This window comes from Burkholderia sp. COPS, assembly GCF_019425585.1.
GTDB lineage: Bacteria > Pseudomonadota > Gammaproteobacteria > Burkholderiales > Burkholderiaceae > Burkholderia > Burkholderia cepacia.
Genome location: NZ_WIXR01000001.1, coordinates 17,692 through 35,886, shown reverse-complemented (window position 1 = coordinate 35,886; position 18,195 = coordinate 17,692). Strand labels below are relative to the sequence as shown.

The following is an 18,195-nucleotide window of genomic DNA, read 5'->3' as shown; positions in this document are numbered from 1 at the left end:
CGCAAGCCCGCTATCGGCGTGAACAGGCCCGCTGCGTTCACGTGCGCGAGCGGTTCCGCGGCGCGAGGCGGCGTGCGTTACGCGCCGCCGATCGCGTGCACGCCGACGAGCAGCAGCGCGCCGATGGCGATCAACAACAGCGCATGGACGCGCGTATACATCACGCACAGCGTCGACGCGACCGCGATCGCGCGCGCGGCCCAGCCGCCGTCGAGCGCCTGCAGCAGCACCCACACCGACGCGAGGATCATGCCGGCCGCGACCGGGCGCAGGCCGCCCTCGAGCGCGATCTGCCAGCGCGCGCCCTGGTGCCGCCGCCACAGATGCGCGACGCCGTAGATCAGGAACGCCGTCGGGCCGAACAGCGCGAGCGTCGCGATCACCGCGCCCCAGAAACCGGCCACCTGCCAGCCGATCAGCGTCGCCAGCAGCGAGCCGGGGCCCGGCGCCATTCGCGCGATCGCGAAATCGTTCACGAATTGCGTGGCGGTCATCCAGTGATGCACGTCGACCACCTGCCGCTGGATGTCGGCGATGATCGCCTGCCCGCCGCCGATCGTCGCGATCGACAGCGGCGCGAACACGCCGAACAGCGCGGCGTAGCGTTGCGATGCGGTCATCGTGTGTCGCGCCCGGCCGGTGTGGCGGCTGCGCGGCGGTATTCGAGCGCGACGCTCAGCGTGCCGCCGACCAGCACGGTCCACACCAGCGGCCAGTGCAGCACCGCAACCGACACGAAGGTGAGCGCCGTCACCGCGAACGGCAGCGCGCGGCGCGGCAACCGACGCACGGCGGTGATCGCCATCGAGATCGACAGCCCGATCGCGGCGGCCGCCGCGCCGGCGAGTGCGACGTGCGTGAGCGGAAAGCGCGTGAGGGTCGAGAACGCGATGCCGAACAACACGATCAGCACGGCCGGCGGCGCGATGATGCCGGTGAAGCCGGCCACGGCGCCGCGCCATCCGGCGAGCCGGTAGCCGATCCAGATCGCGAGGTTCTTCACGTTGACGCCCGGCAGCGCCTGCGACAGCGCGAGGCCGTTGAGGAACGCCTCCTCGTCGAGCCAGCGGCGCTCGTACACGAAGTCGCGCATCATCCGGCCGCTGAGCCCGCCGCCGAAGCTGGTCAGGCCGATCTGCGAGAACGCAATGAACAGTGCGAGGACGCCGGGCGTCGGCGCGTCGCCTGCGGGCGGCGCCGACGGGGAGGTGGCGGAGGGCGGGGGCATCGGGCGTGCAGTGCGTGGCGATGGGGTGGGCGCCCATGTTAGCAAGCGGACGCTGTCAGCACGCTGACATCGGCGAGGTGTTGGCGTGATGAAAGCACGCAGGTGATACGACGGACATATCCAGCCCATCCGCCACGGCCACGACCGACGCTACGCACGCACGACCGTCACGCCCGCCGCTTCGATCGGCTTCGTCAACGCGGCGTCGGTTTCCTTTTCGACCACCACGGTGTGCGCCAGCGTCAGCTCGCCGATCACGAACTGCGACGCCGCGCGCAGCTTCGACTGCGACGCGAGCACGACGGTCTCGGCCGCGCGTTCGGCCAGTGCGCGCTTGATCGCCGCTTCCTCGAAATCGCCGGTGCTGAGCCCCGCAACCGGATGCACGCCCGTCACGCCCATGAAGTAAAGATCCGCGTGGATGCGTGCAATGCCTTCCATGGCCGCCGCGCCGACGGCGACGATCGAATGCTTGTAGAGCCGCCCGCCGATCAGGATCACGTCGATCGACGGATGCGCGGCGAGCGCCACCGCGACACTCGGGCTGTGCGTGACGATCGTCGCGCGCAGGTCGGCCGGCAACTGGCTGACGAGCAGCGCCGAGGTGGTGCCGCCATCGACGATCGCCACCTGCCCGGGCGCGATCATCTCCGCGGCGCGGCGCGCGATGCGCCGCTTTTCCGCCGTCTCGAGCGTTTCGCGCTGCGCGAACGGCGCAACTGCCGGCGATGCCGGCAGCGCACCGCCATGCACGCGCTGCAGCAGGCCCTCGGCGGCCAGCTCGCGCAGGTCGCGGCGGACGGTGTCTTCGGATACGCCGAATTGCGCGCTCAGCTCGACCGCCAGCACCTGGCCGTCGCGCGCGAGTGCGTCGAGGATCGCTTTCTTGCGTTGTGTCGTCAGCATCGGGTTTGCACGAATTTTCTTGAAATTGCACGAATCTGCACGTTACCATGGGCACCGTCTTTTGTCGAACCGGAGGCTGGGATGGCTGCAACGCGGGACCGTGTCCGCATCGTCGATACGACGGTGCTGTCCGATGACTGGTATGTGCTGAAGAAGGTGACGTTCGATTTCCTGCGCCGCGACGGAACGTGGCAGCGCCTGAGCCGCGAGACCTACGATCGCGGCAATGGCGCGACCATCCTGTTGCGCAATGCCGATACCGGCGACGTGCTGCTGACGCGGCAGTTCCGGATGCCGGCGTTCGTCGGCGGACACGACGGCATGCTGCTCGAGGCCGCCGCCGGCCTGCTCGACGACGCGACGCCCGAGGCGCGCATCCGCGCGGAGGCCGAGGAGGAGACCGGTTACCGCGTGCGCGGCGTGCGCAAGGTGTTCGAGGCGTTCATGAGCCCGGGCTCGGTGACGGAGAAGCTGCATTTCTTCGTCGGTGAATACGATGCGTCGCTGCGCACCGGCGACGGCGGCGGCGTCGCGGAGGAGGGCGAGGATCTCGAGGTCGTCGAGATGCCGCTGCAGGCGGCGCTGGATGCGGTCGAGCGCGGCGAGATCGTCGACGCGAAGACGATCATGCTGCTCCAGTACGTCGCGCTGCGGGAAACCGCCGGCGCGCGCACGGCATGACGCCGCTGCTCGTGCTGGTCGCCGGCCCTTACCGCAGCGGCACGGACGGCGACCCCGCGCGCATCGCCGCGAACCTGCACCGGCTGGAGGAGGCCGCGCTCGCCGTGTATCGCCGCGGGCATGTGCCGATGATCGGCGAGTGGGTGTCGCTGCCGCTCGCCGTCGCGGCCGGGTCGCGACAGGTCGGCGACGCAGTCAGCGAGGCGTTCCTGTATCCGGCCGCGCACCGGCTGCTGCGCCGCTGCGATGCGGTATGGCGGATCGACGGCGCGTCGCGCGGAGCCGACGCGGATGTCGCCCTCGCGCGGCAGCTCGGCAAGGCCGTCTATTTCTCGGTCGACGACATTCCGGTCGTGCAGGACGACTCGGATCGCTGAACAGGAGGTGCCCGGCCAAGGCGGTGCAGGCGGCTCCGCGCGTCGCTCGCCCGCACCGCCCGCGGCCGGGCGAGCGTCGCGTCATGCCGTTGCATCGTGCACCTCATGCATGCCGCGCTGCGCGCGAACCGGCGTATGATCGCGACGCCACCCGCGCACCGTCCGACGCCACCGACGCCCCGTCATGCCGCTCTCCGATTCCGCTGATTTCACTGCTGCTGCTGCCGCCGCGCAACTGCCCGCCGATCTCGTCGCTTCCGCCGTTGCCGCGCTCGCACGCGCAGACGCATTGCTCGTGACGGCTGGCGCCGGTATCGGCGTCGATTCCGGGCTGCCCGATTTCCGCGGCACGGACGGGTTCTGGCGCGCGTATCCGGCGCTGCGCCACGAGCGCTTCGAATTCCACGAGATCGCATCGCCGCACGCGTTCCGCGCGCGTGCGCCGCTCGCATGGGGCTTCTACGGGCACCGCCTCGCGCTCTACCGTGCGACGGTGCCGCATGCGGGCTTCGCGATCCTGCGCCGCTGGATCGACGCGATGCCGAACGGCGGCTTCGTCCTGACGAGCAACGTCGACGGCCAGTTCCAGAAAGCCGGCTTCGATCCGGCGCGGATCGTCGAGATCCACGGTTCGATCCACGCGATGCAGTGCCTGCGCCCCTGCTCGGACGACACGTGGGATGCGGCGCCGTTCGTGCCGGACGTCGATGAAACCACCTGCCGCCTCGTCGGCGAAATGCCGCGCTGCCCGCGCTGCGGCGGCCTCGCGCGGCCGAACATCCTGATGTTCGGCGACACCGGCTGGCTCGGTGCGCGCTACGACACGCAGGAACGCGCGCTGGAAGACTGGATCGCGCGGGCCGGGCGTGTCGCCGTGGTCGAGATCGGCGCGGGCACCGCGATCCCGACCGTGCGCCTGCTGAGCGAACGGCTCGGCGCCGACGTGATCCGCATCAACGCGCGTGAAGCGCATGCGCGCCGTGCGGACGTGATCGGCCTGAAGGGCGGCGCGCTGGCGACGCTGGGCGCGCTCGACGCAGCCTGGCAACGCGCGTGACCGTGTGTGAACGTGCGGGTACCCGCCACGCGAACGGGCGGGCATCCCGCCGGTGGCGGCCGTTGCAGGCGCGACGCGAATCCGCATACAGTTCAGCCAGTGCCGCCCGCACGCGCGCCGCATGCGTGCGGCCCGGACATCACCCCGGGCGACCGGGGCCGGCGGCTGAATCCAGCCGCTTCATCGAACGGGAGCGCCCTTGTTCTATTCGATCGTCGCGATCTTCGTCGGCGCCGGGCTCGGCGCATTGCTGCGCTGGTTCCTGAGCCTCGCGCTCAACGAATTCTTTCCCGCCGTGCCGCTCGGCACGCTCGCCGCGAACCTGATCGGCGGCTACGTGATCGGCATCGCTGCCGTCGTGTTCACGACTCGCGTCGGGTTGCCGCCCGAGTGGCGGCTGTTCGTGATCACGGGCTTTCTCGGCGGCCTCACGACGTTCTCGACCTATTCGGTCGAAGTGATGACGCATGCGTTGCAGGGCGAATTGGGATGGGCGTTTGCGGTGGCTGCCCTACACTTGACTGGATCGTTCGCGCTGACGGCGCTCGGCATGTGGACCGCGCGCGCATGGCTCGCGGCGGCCTGAGCGTGCCGCCATCGGAGGGAGCGATGGACAGGATCTTCTTGCGCTTCTACGTGCACGAGCAGCACCGGCTGCACTGGAAGCCGCTGTGGGAATGGCTGCTGGAGGAGGCGAACCGGATGGGCGTCGCGGGCGGTTCCGCGTTTCGCGCGATGGCCGGCTTCGGCCAGCATCGCGTGTTGCACGAGGACCGCTTCTTCGAGCTGCAGGGGTCGGTCGCGATCGAGGTCGAATTCATCGTCACCGAGGACGAGGCGCAGCGCTTGCTCGCGAGGCTGTCGCAGGAAAAGGTGCGCGTGTGCTACGCGATGATGCCGGCGCAATTCGGCGTGATCGACACGCTCGGCGCACCGCCGGTGCACGGGCCGGCGGTGTAGGGGGCGACGGCGTCAGATGCCGAACATCGTCAGCGACACGGCGGCGCGCGTGACGATCATCAGCAGCACCTGCACGATCACGAACAGCAGGATCGGCGACAGGTCGATGCCGCCGAGATTCGGGATCACGCGGCGCAGCGGGTTCAGGAACGGCGCGGTGAGCTGGTAGAGGATCGGCATGGCCGGCGAGCGCGGGTTGAGCCACGACAGCAGCGCCATCAGGATCGTCATCCAGATCACGAGATTGAGCGCCCACTTCACGACGGTGAGCAGCGCGACCACGACGAGCGTCGCGATCACCGCGGCCGGGTCGAAGCCGGCCATCACGACCATCAGCACGACATAGACGAGCGCGGTGAGGAGGGCGGCGACGACGCTGGCCCAGTCGATGCCGCGTACGCCCGCGATGACGCGGCGCAGCGGCAGCACGAGCCAGTTGGTCGCCTGCAGCACGGCCTGCGTGACGGGGTTGTACGGCGGCACGCGGACGGCCTGCATCCAGACGCGGAGGATCAGCGCGGCGCCGAACAGCGTGAAGACGGTATTGAGCAGAAAACGGGCGATCTCGCCGAACATCGTTGGCATCCTTTTTATACGGTCAGTAGCGTGCGGCCGCCAACGCCGGATGGCGGCGCATCGGCCGACACCTTATCACGCCTCGTCTCGCGACGGGGAGGGGGGCGCGGCCGTGCGCGCGAGCGACGTTTCGACGGCTTCGACGAGCGCCGGCAGCGACGCCGGCGGCGTCGCGCGCTGCGCCGCGAGCGCGACCGCGCGGCGCGTCAGCAACGCGTACAGCGTCGCGTGATCGCCGCCCAGCGTTTCAAGCAGTGCCAACTGGCGTTCGACGATGCCCGTATCGCCGCGCGACACGGGGCCCGAGAGCGCGTTCGCGAGCCCCTTGTCGCGTGCGGTCTCGATCGTACCGGCCAGCATCGGCAGCAGCGCGCGCAACGTGGCTTCCTCGTCGAAACCGAGCCCGCGCCACAGCTCGACCGCTTCCGCCAGCCCGCACAGCGCGAAGCTCGCCGCGTAGTGCGCGGCCGCGTGATAAAGCATCCGGCCGCCGGCCGGAATCGACAGCGGATGGCAGCCGAGTGCGGCGGCAAGTCGCATCAGCGTCGCATGCAATGCGCCGTCGGCTTCGATCGTGACCGAGCAGCCGTCGATGCGGGCGAGATCGGCGTCGGTGCCGCCGAACAGGTAGAGCGGATGGAAGCCGCCCGTGGCCGTGCCTTGCTGCTTCGCCGGATCGAGCAGTGCGACGGCCGACGCGCCGCTGCAGTGAACGACGGCCTGCCGCGCGGCGCGCGATGCGTCGAAGCGCAGCGCCGCGGCGGCGGACGCGAGATGGTCGTCGGGCACCGTCAGGAAGATCAGGTCGGCGGCGTCGGCGACCTGCTGCGGCGTGTCGACCGCCTGGCAGCCGTCGATGCGCGCGGCGAGGGCTGCGGCCGATGCGGGCGTGCGGCTCGCGATCGCGACGACCGGAAAGCCGGCCTGCGCGAAACGCTGCGCGACGCAGCGTGCGAGACGGCCGGCGCCGATGAAGCCGAGGCGGGGTGTGTCGGGGACGGACATGGCAGCGAACGTAAGCGAAAACGAAGCAACCGCCAGTATCGCAGGAATGACGGCGGGGCCGCGAAAGGGCAGCTTCCGTGCGGACACGTGCGTGGCTGACAGTTACGCGGCGCGAACGACGTATCTATCGACGCCCGGGCACCACGGTCGATTCACGATCCTGGAATCCGACCCCGAAATATACCGAACCGGTGTCCGACTTGAAACGTCGGCATCTTGTCTCGAATTTGTAATCGTTCATTACGATCGCGTGCCCGCCGCACGCGCCGTATCCGGTAAGACTGACCGGTCATCATGTCGCGACCCGACTCGCCGGACGGAACCGCGCGGCCCGCAAGGCCCGCCGAAGGTGCTGCGAGCCGCGCCGAACGGCGGTTCCGGCCGCGTGCGATTGCAATTTGCAACAAATGCCCGATACGTGAGGAGCGCGTTTTCGCTACATTGCTTCCATGCGACGTGCATGCCCGCCGTTGCCGACAGGGGCGCATAAAATACCGCTCCAGCAGGAGAATCGAAGTGAAAAAGCTCATTCCGTTCATCGCCGCCGCCGCGCTGGGCCTGGGTGCCGCAAGCGCTGCGCAGGCTCACGTGTCGATCGGGGTCGGCATCGGTATCCCGGTCGCACCCGCGTATCCCGTTTATGCACCGCCGCCGCCCGTGTACTACGCGCCGCCGCCTCCGCCCGTTTATTACGCGCCGGCGCCGGCCTACTACGCGCCGCCGCCCGCCGTGGTCGTCGGCGGCTATGGCGGCTACTACGGTCGCCCGTACTGGCGCCATGGTTACGGCGGCTGGGGCCATCACGGCTGGCGTCGCTGATTCGTCCCGCGCGGCCTGACCGCGCGTGGCAAAACGGCGCAGCGTCCCGAGCGGGGCGCTGCGCCGTTTTTCTTTTCGGGCTGCCGCCCGGCCTCGGTGAGCGGCCCGTGCAGGCCGGCTGCGATTACACCGCGTGCACGATCAGGTCGCGGTAGCCGCCGACGATCACGCTATACGAGAAATACGCGAACAGCAGCGCCGACGCGACGTGACACGCGCGCATCAGCCCCGCGCCCGCGCGCTTGCGGCCCTGGCTCGCGAGCGTGCACATGAAGAGCGTCCATGCGAGGCCGCCGAGGAAAAAGCCCGACAGGAACACCGACGCGGTGGCCGGCGTGGTCGCGCCGGCTTTCGCGATCAGCGCGCCGCCGACCGCTGCGAACCACAGGATCGCGCTCGGCGACGACATCGCGAGCAGCATGCCGCGCAGGAAGCTGCGCCGCGCGCTCGCACGCGGCTGCGGCGTATCCTCGCCATCGTCGCCCGCCGCCTTGGCCGGCGCCAGCGCTTCCCGCGCCATCTTCCACGTGAGGAACAGCAGCACCGCGCCGCCGCCGATCCACACGATCCAGCGCACCGGCTCGAATTGCAGCAGCACGGCCATTCCCGCGAGCGCGAGCGCCGCATAGACGAGATCGCCGACGCACGATCCGATGCCGAGCCAGAAGCCCGGCCGGAAGCCGTGCGACAGCGTCAGCGACAGCATCGCGACGTTCACGAGGCCGATGTCGAGACAGAGCGACAGCGACAGAAAGAAGCCGTCGGACAGCATGGAGGCGGGCGGAAAGGTCATCTTCGTTGTTCTTGTTGCAATGGCAATCCACGGGCCGGCGGGCGCCGGCCGCGTGGCGTCAGAGTCCGATCTCCTGCCAGAGCCGGTCGACGCGCGCCTTCACGGCGGCATCCATCTCGATCGGGCGGCCCCATTCGCGGCTGGTCTCGCCCGGCCACTTGTTGGTCGCGTCGAGCCCCATCTTCGAACCGAGGCCGGCCACCGGCGATGCGAAGTCGAGATAGTCGATCGGCGTGCTGTCGACCATCACGGTGTCGCGCACGGGGTCGACACGCGTCGTGATTGCCCAGATCACCTCCTTCCAGTCGCGGATGTTCACGTCCTCGTCGACGACCACGATGAACTTCGTATACATGAACTGCCGCAGGAAGCTCCACACGCCGAACATCACGCGCTTCGCATGGCCCGCGTAGCTCTTCTTCATCTGGACGATGGCCATCCGGTAGCTGCAGCCTTCGGGCGGCAGGTAGAAGTCGGTGATCTCCGTGAACTGCTTCTGCAGCAGCGGCACGAACACCTCGTTGAGCGCGACGCCGAGCACCGCGGGCTCGTCGGGCGGCTTGCCCGTGTAGGTCGAGTGGTAGATCGCGTCGCGGCGCATCGTGATGCGCTCGACGGTGAACACGGGGAACCACTCCTGCTCGTTGTAATAGCCGGTGTGGTCGCCGTAGGGACCCTCGAGCGCGTGTTCGTACGCGGCCGACGCGTTGCCGGCCGGACGCGGCGGTGCGCCGGCCGGAGCGGGGGCGGGGGTGCCTTCCTGCGGATAAATGAAGCCTTCGAGCACGATCTCCGCGCGCGCGGGCACCTGCAGCGTGTCGACGCCGGGCGTCAGGCACTTCGCGAGCTCCGTGCGGCTGCCGCGCAGCAGGCCGGCGAACTGGTACTCGGACAGCGAATCGGGCACGGGCGTCACCGCGCCGAGCGTCGTGGCCGGATCGGCGCCGAGCACGACCGCGACCGGATACGGCTTGCCGGGGTTGCGCAGCGCGAATTCGCGGAAGTCGAGCGCGCCGCCGCGATGCGCGAGCCAGCGCATGATCAGCTTGTTGCGGCCGATCAGCTGCTGCCGGTAGATCCCGAGGTTCTGCCGCGACTTGTTCGGCCCGCGCGTGACCGTCAGGCCCCACGTGACGAGCGGCCCCGCGTCGCCGGGCCAGCAGGTCTGGATCGGCAGCCTGTTCAGGTCGACGTCGGCGCCTTCCCAGACGATCTCCTGGCAGGGCGGCGACGACACCGACTTCGGCGCCATGTCCCACACGGCCTTCGCGAGCGACAGCAGCTTGCCGGCGTCCTTCAGGCTCTTCGGCGGATCGGGTTCCTTCAGCGCGGACAGCAGGCGCCCGAGATCGCGCAGCGAATCGAGCGCGGCGTCGTCGCCCGCATCGACGCCCATCCCGAGGGCGACGCGGCGCGGCGTGCCGAACAGGTTGCCGAGCACCGGGAAATCGTAGCCGGTCGGTGCGTTGAACAGCAGCGCAGGGCCGCCGGCGCGCAGCACGCGGTCGGACAGCTCGGTCATTTCCAGCACGGGCGACACGGGCTGCGTGACGCGCCGCAGTTCGCCGAGCGCCTCGAGGCGCTGGATGAAATCGCGTAAGTCTTTGTATTTCATGAAGATGGTCCGGGCCACCCGCGTGGCGGGCAGCGATGGGCGGGCGCAGCGGCCGGCTGCGGCCCCGAATCGACCGACGATTTTACCCGCGCTGCCGCATGCCCGCCCGGCGGAGAAAAAAGTCGACCGCGCGCAAACCCCCTACGGCACGGGGCTCGCGATCTGAAGAGTGTCCGTAAATTACTTTTTGTTATAATTTCAAGGTTTTATAGTGTTGACGATCTATAAAACCCTGCTAGAATCCGCTCACATTGGCTGCAGGGTAAAAGGCTTCGAGCCGCCAATCACCGATCTTTGACGCAGCGCGTCACCGTCCGCCGATACCTGCACGGCGTATCCGACGGCCTTAGTCGTAGTCTCAGCCAGCGCCACCAGACGCTGGTTTTTTGCGTGGGTGCCACCGCGTATGCCCGCCTCGCCCAGTGTGCGAAGGTGCCGGCCCTCTTACACCGTGGCCTCGAACGGTACTTATACCGTTTCCCCGATGTCTGCACGCCCCGACCAAGGCGTGCGGCGTCGTGATTCCGCGGCGCGTTACCTGTCTCGCCATCGAGCTGAGCGAGCCGCACGAGTCATGTTCATGGGAGATGATCTGAATGAACGCTTGGTTATCGTGGCGTCCTAGTGAGCAGCATGCGCAATTCGTGCGCAGCATGCTGCGTCGCGGGACGCGTGTCAGTCACCATCTATTCAGCGTTGTTGGCTGTCTCGCGGTCGCGGTTGCACTCGCACTGTGGCTGCTGCCAACCGTGCGCGGCACGCTTGCCGCAAAGCTGATGCCGGTCGTATCCGCGGCCGTGCAAGCCGGCCCGGCCCGTCTGCTGACCGGCCATCCGCTGCCGAACTTCGCGCCTGCCGGCGCGCAGCCGCAGCAGGAAGACAGCCCTGAAACGGACGCGCTTGCGGTCGGCCTCGACGTCGCACCGGAAGCCAACGCGCAGGGCGATGCATCCGATCCCGCCCGCAACGGCCCGTCGCCCGTTGCGCTGGCGAAGCTGATCCCGACCCAGCGCGTGGCGGCCGATGCGCGTGACGACCGTGCGCTCGCGTCGAATCGCGAGCAGGCGCTGGTCGCGACCTACCTGTCGCGCCGTTACCGCGTCGCGCAGGAGCCGCTCGGCCAGCTCGTCAAGGCTGCGTTCCAGACCGGCCGTGACGTCGGCCTCGATCCGCTGCTGCTGCTGTCCGTGATGGCGATCGAATCGGGCTTCAACCCGTACGCCGAAAGCGGCGTCGGCGCGAAGGGCCTGATGCAGGTCATGTCGAAGGTCCATTCCGACAAGTTCGAGTATTTCGGCGGCACCGATACCGCACTGCAGCCGCTCGCGAACCTCCAGGTCGGTGCGCTCGTGCTGAAGGACTGCATTGCACGTGGCGGTTCGCTCGCGAACGGCCTGCGCCTGTACAACGGCTCGACGAACCCGGACGACACCGCATACGGCGCGAAGGTGATGGCCGAGCGCAGTCGCCTGCGCGACGTGTCGCACGGCCGCAGCGTGCCGGTCAACGCGCCGCAGGCGCCGGCGAAGCCGATCGTCACGGCCGCTGCCGTGACGGCGGCAGCGGGCGGCGCGAAGCGCGTGCATGCGACGCTCGAAACCACGACGTCGGCGAAGTCGACGGCATCGAAGGAAGCCGCGCCGCAGGACGACGCGAGCGTCGATACCGCGAAGTCGCACGGCGACCGTTCGGAGCTCGGCGCGTAACGCCCGGCGCTAGCGCACTGCTCGGTTCCGCCGGCAGGACATGAAAAAGGCACCCGATCAGGGTGCCTTTTGCTTTTTGCGGCGCGAGAAGCCGCCGGCGTGCCGGCCGAGGCTCAGCCGAGGCTCAGTGCTGCCCGAACAACGTCGCGAGCCGTTCGACCGCTTCCTCGAGCCGCGAGTAGGCCGTCGCATAGGACAGGCGGATATAGTCGCGCGGTGCATGGACACCGAAGTCCATGCCGGGCACCAGCACGACGCCCGCGTCATGCAGCATCGCCGTCGTGAGCGCGGCGCTGTCGCCGGCCGCCGGGTGGGCGACGCCGCCGCAGTGCGCATACACATAAAACGCGCCATCCGGCATCACGGGCACCGTGAAGCCGAGCCGTTCGAGCGCCGGCGCGATGAAATCGCGGCGGCGCTTGAATTCGAGCCGGCGCGCTTCGTAGATGTCGAGCGCCGCCGGCTCGAAGCAGGCGAGCGCCGCGTGCTGCGCGAGCGCGGACGGGCAGATGAACAGGTTCTGCGCCAGCTTCTCGAACGTGCTGACCAGTGCGGGCGGCACGACCAGCCAGCCGAGCCGCCAGCCCGTCATGCTGAAATACTTGGAGAAGCTGTTCACGGTGACAACGTCGTCGCCGAATGAAAGCGCCGACACGGGCGCCGCGTCGTAGCTGAGCCCCTGGTAGATCTCGTCGACGATCGTGAAACCGCCGCGTGCGCGCACGGCTTCGACGATCCGCTTCAGCTCGTCCGGTTCGAGCGACGTGCCGGTCGGGTTCGACGGCGATGCGAGCAGCACCCCGCGAGTGCGGTCGCCCCAGCGCGTGCGGACGTCGTCCTCGGTGAGCTGGAAGCGTGCGTCCGGGCCGCTCGGCACGAGCACCGCGCGGCCTTCGGCCGCCGCGACGAAGTGCCGGTTGCACGGATACGACGGGTCGGGCATCAGCACCTCGTCGTCACGCCCGACGAGCGCGAGGCACGCGAGCAGCAGCGCAGCCGACGCGCCGGCCGTCACGACGATCCGCTCCGGGCTGATCGTGAGGCCGTAGGCACGCGCGTAGTGCGCGGCGATCGCCTCGCGCAGCGGTGCAATGCCGAGCGCGCTCGTATATTGCGTGACGCCGCGGCGCAGCGCGGCCGCAGCCGCTTCGACGACCGGCTCCGGCGCGGTGAAATCCGGCTCGCCGATGCCCATGTGGATAACATCGCGCCCGGAGGACTCGAGACGCTGTGCCTCCTTCATCAGTTCCATCACGTAGAAGGGCTGGATCGCGTCGACGCGTGCGGCGAGCTTGACGAGCGAATCGGTGGCGGTATTCATCGGGCGGGCAGGGGGAGGGGCGTGACGAAAGAAAAAACGGGCGCATGCGCGCCCGTTCCGGACCAAACGGTATCAGCCGTTGCGGCGCGCCTGCGTTTCGGCGGGGCGCAGCTTCGCGGCGAGCTTGTCGAGCACGCCGTTTACGTACTTGTAGCCGTCGGAGCCGCCGAACGTCTTCGCGAGTTCGACGGCTTCGTTGATGATCACGCGGTACGGCGTTTCGACGTGGTGCGTGAGCTCGAACGTCGCGATGAGCAGCACGGCGCGTTCGACCGGCGACAACTGGTCGATCGGGCGGTCGAGCGACGGCGTCAGCGCTTCGACGAGCGTGGCGTGCTCGCGGATCACGCCGTGCAGGATCGCGTCGAGCAGCTCCTTGTCAGCCTTGTCGTAACCGAGCGCGCCGCGCAGTTGCGCGTCGATCTCGCCGGAGGACGCGTTCGACAGCAGCCACTGGTACAGCCCCTGCGTCGCCAGCTCGCGCGATTGTCGGCGGGCGCTCTTCTTCATGCGCGCTCCTCTTCGTCGTCTTCGTCTTCCTCTTCGTCCTCGTCGTCATCGCCGAGCTGGTCGAGCGCCATCGTCAGGTTGGCCATCTCGACGGCGACGCGTGCGGCATCACGACCCTTTTCGGTCATGCGCGCGACGGCCTGCTCGTCGTTTTCGGTCGTCAGGACCGCGTTGGCGATCGGCAGGTTGAAGTCGAGGCCGATGCGGGTGATGCCCGCGCCGCTCTCGTTCGACACGAGTTCGAAGTGGTAGGTCTCGCCGCGAATCACCGCGCCGAGCGCGATCAGCGCGTCGAACTGGCCGCTTTCCGCGAGCTTCTGCAGCGCGAGCGGGATTTCCAGCGCGCCGGGCACCGACACGAGCAGCACGTCTTCACCGGTGACGCCGAGGCGTTCCAGTTCCTCGACGCACGCGTCGGCGAGGCCGTTGCACACCGGCTCGTTGAAGCGCGATTGCACGATGCCGATCCGCAGGCCGTCGCCTTCGAGATTCGGTTGGTATTGTCCGATTTCCATGATCTTGTCCGTGGTGTGGATGAACGGTTATAGGGCGAAAGCGCCGTGGCGGGTTACGCGTTGGACGCCGGGCAGGACTTGGCTTCGCCGCCGGGCATCGGAATGAAGCCCGTGACTTCCAGGCCGTAGCCGGACATGCTGCCCAGCTTGCGCGGATTCGACAGCACCTGCATCTTGCCGACGCCGACATCGCGCAGGATCTGCGCGCCGATGCCGAACGTCTTGAAATCGACCGGCCGGCGCTTCAGCACAGCGGCCTTTTCTTCCTCGTCGAACGCCTTGAAGACGTCGATCAGGTGTTCCTTCGTGTCGCCGCAGTTGAGCAGCACGATCACGCCGAGGTCGCGCTCCGCGATCTCGCGCATCGCGGCGTCGAGCGTCCACGAGTGCGTCGACACGCCCGTTTCGAGCAGGTCGAGCACCGACAGCGGCTCGTGCACGCGCACCGGCGTATCGGCGTCGGGCGCGGGCGCGCCGCGCACCAGCGCGATGTGCGGCGAGCCGCTCGGCTGGTCGCGGTACAGCACCGCGCGGAACGTGCCGTGCGCGGTCTGCATCGTACGCTCGGCGATCCGCTCGATGATCGATTCGGTGCGGCTGCGGTACTGGATCAGGTCGGCGATCGTGCCGATCTTCAGGTTGTGCTCCTGCGCGAATTCGATCAGGTCGGGCAGGCGCGCCATCGTGCCGTCGTCCTTGATGATCTCGCAGATCACCGCGGCCGGCGTGAGGCCGGCGAGCGCGGTGAAGTCGCAACCGGCCTCGGTGTGGCCCGCGCGCACGAGCACGCCGCCCGGCTGCGCCATGATCGGGAACACGTGGCCCGGCTGCACGATGTGCTCGGGGCGCACGTCGTGCGCGACCGCCGTGGCGATCGTGTGCGCACGGTCGGCGGCCGAGATGCCGGTCGTCACGCCTTCGGCCGCTTCGATGCTGACCGTGAACGCGGTGCCGTACTGCGTGCCGTTGCGGTAGGTCATCAGCGGCAGGTGCAGCTGCTTGCAGCGTTCCTGCGTCAACGTCAGGCAAACCAGGCCGCGGCCGTACTTGGCCATGAAGTTGATCGCTTCCGGTGTGACGAATTCGGCGGCGATCACGAGGTCGCCCTCGTTTTCGCGGTCTTCTTCGTCGACCAGGATCACCATCCGGCCGGCTTTCAGCTCGGCGATGATGTCGAGCGTGGAGGCGAGCGTCATAAGGGGGCGAGAAAGAGGAAAGTGCGTATTTTACGCCAGCCGGACGGCGTTTCGGCTGGCAGGGGCCGCGCGCCGCCGGCAAGCGCTCCGGAAAGCGCCGCGGCCGGCCTGCGCGGCCGGCCCGGCCGGCCCGCCGCGCGTTGCCTGCACGCGCGGTGCGGACGGTGGCGGGCCGGGCCTTGCCCGGCCGCGCGTCAGGCTTGCTGGTCGCGCCCGCCCAGGTAGTCGAGCTTGCCGAGCTCGACGCCGCTGTGGCGCAGGATGTCGTACGCGGTCGTCACGTGGAAGAAGAAATTGGGCAGCACGAAATTCAGCAGGTACGACTCGCCGGTGAACTCGATCGGGCCGACGCGCATCTTCAGCACGATCTGGCGCGTCTCGCTGCCGTCGATCTGCGCGGCGTCGAAGCTTTTCAGGTAGTCGATCGTCTTCTGGATGCGTGCGTGCAGTTCGTCGAAGGTCTGCTCGACGTCCGGATAGCTCGGGATCTCGGCGCCGGCGAGGCGCGCGGCGCAGCCCTTGGCCGTGTCGGTCGCAATGTAGACCTGGCGGACGAGCGGCAGCATGTCCGGGTACAGGCGGGCGCCGACGAACACCGACGGATCGATCTGCTTTTCGGCCGCATGCGCCTGCGCCTTGCCGAGAATGTGCTGAAGATTGGTCAGGCCGCGGATCAGCACGGGCAGCGAAGCCTGGTACATCGAGATGGACATGGGGACGACTCCTTGAGGAAGAGGGCGGCCGCTACGCGGCTCGTCGTGCATTGCGGTATCGAAACCGCTGTCGACGCATCTTAGCGCGACCGCATGACCCGTGCGCGTCGTTGGCCGTTCGGCCGATGGCGCCGGCGGGCGGGCCGGTGCGTGCGCGGCGCCGGCCGTTCACGCGCGCTGCAGCCAGTCGATCATCCGCCGGTACCGGTCGGCAATATTGGCAGGCGATTGCGGCACGTGATCGTCGCCCCAGTAGCGGATCAGCCGAACGTCGCGCTTGAGCTGGGTCAGCGCCGCGAACATCCGTTCGCTTTGTTCCAGCGGCACGTAGTCGGCGTCGCCATGGATCAGCAGCAGCGGGGTCGTGATCCGTGCCGCGTGCAGCACCGGGCTGATCGCGTGATAGGCATCCGGGCGGATCGACGGCGGCGCGTCGATGTTCCAGCTGTTGTCGGCAAGCACCTTGCCGAGCAGCTCGAAACGCTCGGGACGCGTGTCGTGGCCCGTTTCGTAACGCAGGCGTGCGTCGAGCGACGCGTAGAGCGCGGCCGCATCGCTGATGCCGGCGCTCGACATGCCCGAGCGGAACATCGGCGTACGGGCGAGCATCATCATCGTGGCCCAGCCGCCCAGGCTCTGGCCGTACAGGTGGAGCCGGCCGCGATCGACGAATCCGGCATCGACCGCGGCGTCGACCGCCGCGTGGACGTCGTCGAGCATCCTGTCTGCCATCGTCGCCGGCGCCTCGCCCAGCACGCCCCGCATGTTCACGTCGACGACCGCAAAGCCGTGTGCGGCGAACAGCTGGAAGTTGAACGGCAGCGGGCAGTCGGGTTCGTGAAACAGGTGCGGATGGGGCGCGACCTTTTCGTACGGGTACACCCAGACGACTGCGGGTACCGGCGCACCCGCGTAATCCGGTGGCAGCAGGACGTCGACGAAGCGCTGCCGGCCGGGTTCCGCGCCGCGGCAGGCAAGCCGGTGCGTCGTGCCGGTCGCGATGCCGGCCAGCTGGCGATTCGTCTCGAACACCACGGTCGCGTCGCGCGCGCCGGCCAGGCGAACCGTCAGCCGGGTGGCGTCGCGGCCGTGTTCGATGGAGGCCGCGTACCGGCGCTCCGGTTCTGCCGATATGCGTTCGCGGCGCACGCCGTCGTGATCTGCCGGTTCGTCGGCGTCGTTCGTGCCGCGCGTGTCCGGCGGCGTGTCCGTGACCGCCGCGCGTGTCAGCCCGGCCCGCGCGCACGCTTGCGGCGACAGCGCGGACAACGCGCCCGATGCGGGATCGAACGCCCACCAGTCGGGTGCGGATGCGGCGGGCGGATCGCCGAACGCGGCGCTGTCGAGCACGTCGGCCGTCGGTTGGCGGCCGAGCGCGTTGGCCGCCCATGCATCGTGCGCGTTCCCGAACAGCCGGCGGTGCAGATGCGCCATCACGGGCGTCGCCCGTTCGGCAAGCAGCGGCAGCGCGACGCGGCCATCGGGCAGCCACGTGAACGGCCCGTCGCGGTCGAGCGGGGACAGGTCGACGCTGCGCGCGGTCGTGACCGGCATCGCGGCCCCGGTCGCCGGGTCGATCAGGACGGCATGCACCGCATCGTCGTCGGCCGACAGCGTGACCGCTGCGATCCATCTTCCGTCCGGCGACCACGACGGCGAGCCGCACGCGCGGCCGGCCCGCGCATCGCCGGCCAGCCGGCGCAGCGTGCGGCCGGCGAATTCGTACAGGTGCAGCTCGGCCCGGTCGAGCCCGCCAAGATACGCGCGGTCGAAGCGGCGGCCATCGGCCAGCGGGCGGACGACGGCGAAGCAGATCGAGCCGCCGTCCGGCGACAGCGCGCAGGTGCGACCGTAGTCGCGCTGGAAGCTGTCGAGAGACAGCAGGTCGTCGACGGTGAAGCGGCGGTATTGCGCAGGATCGGAAGGGACGGCCGTCACGCAAGCTCCTCGTCGCATCGGTGGAAGCGGATAGACAAGATGCGTCGGAAACGAGTTCCGGCCCGGCCGCACCGGCCGCCGGCAGGGCCATGTCCGTGGTCGGGCACGACGGGGCGGGAATGTCGCCGGATCCCGGCGGGTGTTCGACACGATCGCCGCGCGTGATGCGGAAGGAGGCCGGGCGCGCGGCACGCGAGCATGTGCGGCAGTTGCTCGGGACGATTCCGGCGCGGGCAGGAGGGGAGGACGCAGGCGCGTGATTGGCGGTGCGCGGCGGAG

General features: G+C 69.1%; 21 protein-coding genes. 8 read left to right on the top strand and 13 right to left on the bottom strand.

The genetic code is table 11. From position 1 onward, the window contains the following. Window positions 1-77: 77 nt before the first annotated feature. The 3 genes from FOZ70_RS00195 to FOZ70_RS00185 all read right to left on the bottom strand — a co-directional run bounded on the left by FOZ70_RS00195 (window position 78) and on the right by FOZ70_RS00185 (window position 2,134). Window positions 78-620 carry a chromate transporter gene (locus tag FOZ70_RS00195; protein WP_048024209.1) on the bottom strand — a complete coding sequence of 181 codons (543 nt, stop codon included), beginning with the start codon at window positions 618-620 and terminating at the stop codon, window positions 78-80. Next, complete coding sequence (locus FOZ70_RS00190) at window positions 617-1,228, bottom strand: chromate transporter (protein WP_021157070.1); 612 nt, start codon at window positions 1,226-1,228, stop codon at window positions 617-619. Before FOZ70_RS00190 ends, FOZ70_RS00195 begins: the two co-directional genes overlap by 4 nt. 150 nt (window positions 1,229-1,378) lie before the next feature. Further along, window positions 1,379-2,134 carry a DeoR/GlpR family DNA-binding transcription regulator gene (locus FOZ70_RS00185; RefSeq protein WP_021157071.1) on the bottom strand — a complete coding sequence of 252 codons (756 nt, stop codon included), beginning with the start codon at window positions 2,132-2,134 and terminating at the stop codon, window positions 1,379-1,381. 81 nt (window positions 2,135-2,215) lie between these two features. On the opposite strand from FOZ70_RS00185, the gene FOZ70_RS00180 reads away from it, so the two are divergent. The 5 genes from FOZ70_RS00180 (at window position 2,216) to FOZ70_RS00160 (ending at window position 5,209) form a co-directional block, all read left to right on the top strand. Then, the gene (locus FOZ70_RS00180; RefSeq protein WP_021157072.1) at window positions 2,216-2,815 is read left to right on the top strand and encodes an NUDIX domain-containing protein; all 600 of its coding nucleotides are present in this window, start codon (window positions 2,216-2,218) and stop codon (window positions 2,813-2,815) included. After that, window positions 2,812-3,192 carry an NUDIX hydrolase gene (locus FOZ70_RS00175; RefSeq protein WP_021157073.1) on the top strand — a complete coding sequence of 127 codons (381 nt, stop codon included), beginning with the start codon at window positions 2,812-2,814 and terminating at the stop codon, window positions 3,190-3,192. The genes FOZ70_RS00180 and FOZ70_RS00175 overlap by 4 nt, the downstream gene beginning before the upstream one ends. Before the next feature lie 184 nt (window positions 3,193-3,376). Continuing rightward, on the top strand, window positions 3,377-4,249 hold the full coding sequence (locus FOZ70_RS00170; protein WP_059619138.1) for a Sir2 family NAD-dependent protein deacetylase: 873 nt from the start codon (window positions 3,377-3,379) through the stop codon (window positions 4,247-4,249). Window positions 4,250-4,448: 199 nt separating this feature from the next. Beyond that, window positions 4,449-4,835: a fluoride efflux transporter CrcB gene (gene crcB, locus FOZ70_RS00165; RefSeq protein ID WP_021157075.1), complete on the top strand. Its 387-nt coding sequence runs from the start codon at window positions 4,449-4,451 to the stop codon at window positions 4,833-4,835. Between the two features lie 23 nt (window positions 4,836-4,858). Beyond that, on the top strand, window positions 4,859-5,209 hold the full coding sequence (locus FOZ70_RS00160) for a DUF190 domain-containing protein (protein WP_219704720.1): 351 nt from the start codon (window positions 4,859-4,861) through the stop codon (window positions 5,207-5,209). Window positions 5,210-5,221: 12 nt separating this feature from the next. On the opposite strand, the gene FOZ70_RS00155 is transcribed toward FOZ70_RS00160, so the two are convergent. Both FOZ70_RS00155 and FOZ70_RS00150 read right to left on the bottom strand, forming a co-directional pair. Beyond that, window positions 5,222-5,785 (bottom strand): YggT family protein, encoded by a 564-nt coding sequence (locus tag FOZ70_RS00155; RefSeq protein ID WP_006488584.1) that lies wholly within the window; start codon window positions 5,783-5,785, stop codon window positions 5,222-5,224. Between the two features lie 75 nt (window positions 5,786-5,860). After that, on the bottom strand, window positions 5,861-6,790 hold the full coding sequence (locus FOZ70_RS00150; protein ID WP_219704719.1) for a DUF2520 domain-containing protein: 930 nt from the start codon (window positions 6,788-6,790) through the stop codon (window positions 5,861-5,863). A 516-nt stretch (window positions 6,791-7,306) separates the two neighbouring features. On the opposite strand from FOZ70_RS00150, the gene FOZ70_RS00145 reads away from it, so the two are divergent. Beyond that, complete coding sequence (locus FOZ70_RS00145; protein WP_021157078.1) at window positions 7,307-7,609, top strand: hypothetical protein; 303 nt, start codon at window positions 7,307-7,309, stop codon at window positions 7,607-7,609. 124 nt (window positions 7,610-7,733) lie between these two features. Here the strand turns inward: FOZ70_RS00145 and FOZ70_RS00140 are convergent, their stop codons facing one another. After that, window positions 7,734-8,402 carry a LysE family transporter gene (locus FOZ70_RS00140; protein WP_048024200.1) on the bottom strand — a complete coding sequence of 223 codons (669 nt, stop codon included), beginning with the start codon at window positions 8,400-8,402 and terminating at the stop codon, window positions 7,734-7,736. A 58-nt stretch (window positions 8,403-8,460) separates the two neighbouring features. Further along, on the bottom strand, window positions 8,461-10,017 hold the full coding sequence (locus FOZ70_RS00135) for a UbiD family decarboxylase (RefSeq protein WP_059590274.1): 1,557 nt from the start codon (window positions 10,015-10,017) through the stop codon (window positions 8,461-8,463). Here FOZ70_RS00135 and FOZ70_RS00130 point away from each other — a divergent pair. Together FOZ70_RS00130 and FOZ70_RS00125 are read left to right on the top strand one after the other, a co-directional pair. Beyond that, complete coding sequence (locus FOZ70_RS00130; RefSeq protein ID WP_124475170.1) at window positions 9,989-10,183, top strand: hypothetical protein; 195 nt, start codon at window positions 9,989-9,991, stop codon at window positions 10,181-10,183. The genes FOZ70_RS00135 and FOZ70_RS00130 overlap by 29 nt on opposite strands. Before the next feature lie 430 nt (window positions 10,184-10,613). Continuing rightward, window positions 10,614-11,723 carry a lytic transglycosylase domain-containing protein gene (locus FOZ70_RS00125; RefSeq protein WP_042973113.1) on the top strand — a complete coding sequence of 370 codons (1,110 nt, stop codon included), beginning with the start codon at window positions 10,614-10,616 and terminating at the stop codon, window positions 11,721-11,723. A gap of 124 nt (window positions 11,724-11,847) precedes the next feature. On the opposite strand, the gene FOZ70_RS00120 is transcribed toward FOZ70_RS00125, so the two are convergent. From FOZ70_RS00120 to FOZ70_RS00095, 6 genes are all read right to left on the bottom strand, one after another. Beyond that, entirely contained in the window at window positions 11,848-13,044 is a 1,197-nt protein-coding gene (locus tag FOZ70_RS00120; protein WP_059619144.1) for a pyridoxal phosphate-dependent aminotransferase, read from the bottom strand. A 72-nt stretch (window positions 13,045-13,116) separates the two neighbouring features. Beyond that, a complete protein-coding gene (nusB, locus tag FOZ70_RS00115) occupies window positions 13,117-13,554 on the bottom strand; it encodes a transcription antitermination factor NusB (protein ID WP_021157083.1) in 438 nt (145 codons plus the stop codon). After that, on the bottom strand, window positions 13,551-14,069 hold the full coding sequence (ribH, locus tag FOZ70_RS00110; RefSeq protein WP_011351235.1) for a 6,7-dimethyl-8-ribityllumazine synthase: 519 nt from the start codon (window positions 14,067-14,069) through the stop codon (window positions 13,551-13,553). The genes nusB and ribH overlap by 4 nt, the downstream gene beginning before the upstream one ends. Window positions 14,070-14,122: 53 nt before the next feature. Next, entirely contained in the window at window positions 14,123-15,265 is a 1,143-nt protein-coding gene (gene ribBA / locus FOZ70_RS00105) for a bifunctional 3,4-dihydroxy-2-butanone-4-phosphate synthase/GTP cyclohydrolase II (protein WP_059485266.1), read from the bottom strand. A 194-nt stretch (window positions 15,266-15,459) separates the two neighbouring features. Next, window positions 15,460-15,978 (bottom strand): DUF1993 domain-containing protein, encoded by a 519-nt coding sequence (locus tag FOZ70_RS00100; protein ID WP_048024197.1) that lies wholly within the window; start codon window positions 15,976-15,978, stop codon window positions 15,460-15,462. Window positions 15,979-16,146: 168 nt separating this feature from the next. Continuing rightward, entirely contained in the window at window positions 16,147-17,916 is a 1,770-nt protein-coding gene (locus tag FOZ70_RS00095) for a prolyl oligopeptidase family serine peptidase (protein WP_219704718.1), read from the bottom strand. Window positions 17,917-18,195: the final 279 nt, after the last annotated feature.